Raw genomic sequence first — 3,325 nt, 5'->3', positions numbered from 1 at the left:
GGTAGGGGGTAGGGGATAGGGTGTGGGGGAAGAATTAGCCCCGAAGTAAGGTTTAAAGTCTCACCACGTTAGGGCGAAAAAATCCTTATATTGCAAGTCAGGTTGAAACCCCACCCGCAAGTGGCGTGGCTTATTTTCCCTACACCCCACACCCTATTCATTGTTTGAGTCATTTTTTCAGTCCGAGTTTAACATTTTTGTAGAGGAGACTAAGAACCATGACGACAACACAAACAACCAACAAAACCTTAATAGCTGTCGAGCAGGTACACAAAAGTTTTTCCTTACCAGAAGGCAAAGGTGAGTTTACAGTGTTGCGCGATGTCAGCTTGAGCGTGCGATCGGGCGAAGTTTTAGCATTGCTAGGGCGGAGTGGTAGCGGCAAAAGTACATTGTTGCGAATCATGGCAGGACTGATTCCGCCCAGTCAGGGACGGGTGTTGAGCAGTGGTAAATCCTTGCGTGGGGCAAATAATGATGTCGCAATGGTCTTCCAAAGCTTTGCGTTGCTACCTTGGCTGACAGTACAAGAGAACGTCGAGTTAGGGCTGGAAGCGCGGGGCATAAACCGAGAAGAACGGCGACAAAGGGCACTCAAAGCGATCGATTTAGTCGGTTTGGATGGCTTTGAAAGTGCTTATCCCAAAGAATTATCCGGTGGTATGAAGCAGCGAGTCGGCTTTGCGCGGGCATTTGTGCTGCAACCACAAGTACTATTTATGGATGAACCATTCAGCGCTTTAGATGTGCTGACCTCAGAGAATCTGCGGGGTGAAATTGATGATTTGTGGAATGCCGGAACCTTCCCATCCGAAAGCATCTTGATTGTCACCCATAATATTGAAGAAGCCGTATTTCTCGCCGATCGCGTTATTATTTTGGGAGCCAATCCCGGACATATTCGGGGCGAGGTGACGATTGATTTACCTAGACCCCACGATCGCACCAATCCTCGTTTCAAAGACCTCGTAGATTACATTTATACAGCTATGACCAATCCCCAGATTGAAGTCACTAGTAAAGTAACTACAGAGGCTTTGAAAACTTCTACCCCAGCACCACAGTCCCCCTATGCCAAACCTTTACCTCATGCCCGCGCTGGCGGTATTAGTGGTTTGCTCGAACTAGTTGTCGATCGCCCTGAAGGAACCGACGATCTCCCCCAACTGGCAGAACGTATTCAGCTTTCAGTTGACGATCTTTTACCGATTCTAGATGCTGCTGTCTTGCTGGGGTTTGCTGAAGTCTCCCAGGGAGATGTCAAACTCACAGAAATTGGCCAGGATTTTGCCACCACAACCATTCTTCGTAGTAAAGACCTGTTTCAGCAACAAGCTCGCCAACACGTTCCTGTCTTGACAAGTATTGTGCAAACATTGCAACAGAAGCGAGACAATTCCATGCGCTCAGACTTCTTTCTAGATTTGTGGGATGAGCATTTTCCCCACGCCGAAACCGAACGCCAGTTTGCCACAGCAGTTGACTGGGGGCGTTATGCAGAATTATTTGAGTATGATGCTGGTGAAGAGCGGTTGTATCTTCCCGAACCAAACGTTAATACTGATACTCTTGACTAAAACTAGGGTACTGGGGACTGGTGACTGGTGACTGGTGACTGGTGACTAGGGGACAAGAGTGGTAACTTCAGACTTATAACTAATCCCTAATCCCTAATCCCCAATCCCCAATCCCTAGTCCCTTTTACTATCCGAGGGTTTGGATACTTTGAGGATGCGCCGCAACCAAGTTAAGCTGGATGAAGGTAGCAATTTATTGCGCTTTTTATATTAAATTGGCTGTGCCGGTCAAAAACAGGGTGTGAGGTGTAGGGGAAAACAGCGTTGGACGGAGCTTGAACTCCGAAGGGCGCAAGCGTCTTGACTCATACGGGGCTTGTATCCCACTGGTTGTTGGGGCTATTTCTTCCCTACACCCAACACCCGACACCCGACACCCCGCCACAACCGAGCTTGGTCAGTAGTCAGTTGTTATTTTATTACTACTGATTACTGAGTGCTGAATCATCATAAAGTGAATTCTTATTATTCATGACAGAAACTCTCTTTCATGCTTATACGCCCCTGATTCTATGGATAAGTCTGGGGTTATTAATATTTAGATTTTTACCACCGTGGTTACCACATTTTCTAGGTCGCGGTCTTTACTGGGTTGGAGTGCCATTACAATTAGTGGCACTGTCTCGACAAAGTAATCAAGGAGAATTTCATGGTATAGAAAGTTTACCGTTACTGGCAGCAATAATTACATTTGGAGCAATATTAGTAGGTTTAATTATCACATTGCTCGTTCTATGGGTATGGAAAAAAATTTTGTCCCAGCAAATCAAGCCAGATTCAGATGAGTCTGTTGCTAGCCATTGGCTTGACTCTCCTACTCAAGGAAGTTTTTTATTATCCGCTGTTTTGGGAAATACGGGTTTTGTTGGTTTAGCGATCGCTCCCTCTCTCATCCAAAATGATGTCTTAAACTGGGTTTTACTTTTCAGCATCACTCACAATGTTATCGGCCCCTATGGAGTGGGAGTGCTAATTGCTAGCTACTTCAGTCACGAACAATCCTCTAATCGCTGGTGGATACAACTGCGGGATCTGCTGACAGTACCTCCTCTATGGGCTTTTATCCTTGGGATTCTCACTCAGCAAGTAGTTTTGCCAGCAGCAATCGAATCGGGACTCCAAGCATCTATTAACATCGTCATTGCCTGTGCTTTTTTGTTGACCGGCATTCGCTTGGCTCAACTTCAGAATTGGCAAAATCTTCAACTGGCTTTTATACCTGCTTTTCTCAGAGTTGTGGCCATACCGCTATTAGTTGGGTTATTGACAACTTTGTTTCTGGGATTATCAGGCGATCGCCGTTTGGCAATGGTCTTAATGTCTGGAATGCCTTCAGCTTTTGCTGGTCTAATTTTGGCAGAAGAATACAACCTCGACAGCAATTTAATTGCTAGCAGTATCATCCTCTCTACACTGTTGTTACTTCTTGTCTTGCCTTTGTGGATTGCAGTCTTTGGCTCATCCCAGATTTAGGGGTAAGCAATGCGATTTTGGGCGATGACCCCAAAACAAGAGCGATCGCTAATAATTAAACATTGCCTAAATTGAATCTTTTTAGGCAATGTCCTCCAATATTTACCGTTGACGTTTCACAGTCACGAAGAGGGTGTAGGGGGTGGCGCAACGGGTGTAGAGAAGACGGCATTGGTCGGGGCGAGGATGCCCCACCAATGCCATCGTCTTGACTCATACGGGGCTTGTACCCAGGAGGTTGTTGGGGCTATTTCTTCCCCCACACCCCACACCCC

At 46.3% G+C, this 3,325-nt stretch carries 2 protein-coding genes; both read left to right on the top strand.

What is annotated here, in order from left to right; all coding sequences use genetic code 11:
* The first annotated feature begins 218 nt into the window (after window positions 1-218).
* Entirely contained in the window at window positions 219-1,577 is a 1,359-nt protein-coding gene (locus tag I8752_RS21270) for an ABC transporter ATP-binding protein (RefSeq protein WP_214434277.1), read from the top strand.
* A 471-nt stretch (window positions 1,578-2,048) separates the two neighbouring features.
* Window positions 2,049-3,050, top strand: coding sequence for an AEC family transporter (locus tag I8752_RS21265; RefSeq protein WP_214434276.1), 1,002 nt, complete (start codon window positions 2,049-2,051; stop codon window positions 3,048-3,050).
* Window positions 3,051-3,325: the final 275 nt, after the last annotated feature.

This window comes from Dendronalium phyllosphericum CENA369 (assembly GCF_016056275.1).
Taxonomy (GTDB): domain Bacteria; phylum Cyanobacteriota; class Cyanobacteriia; order Cyanobacteriales; family Nostocaceae; genus Dendronalium; species Dendronalium phyllosphericum.
This window is presented reverse-complemented; position numbering and strand designations above follow the sequence as displayed.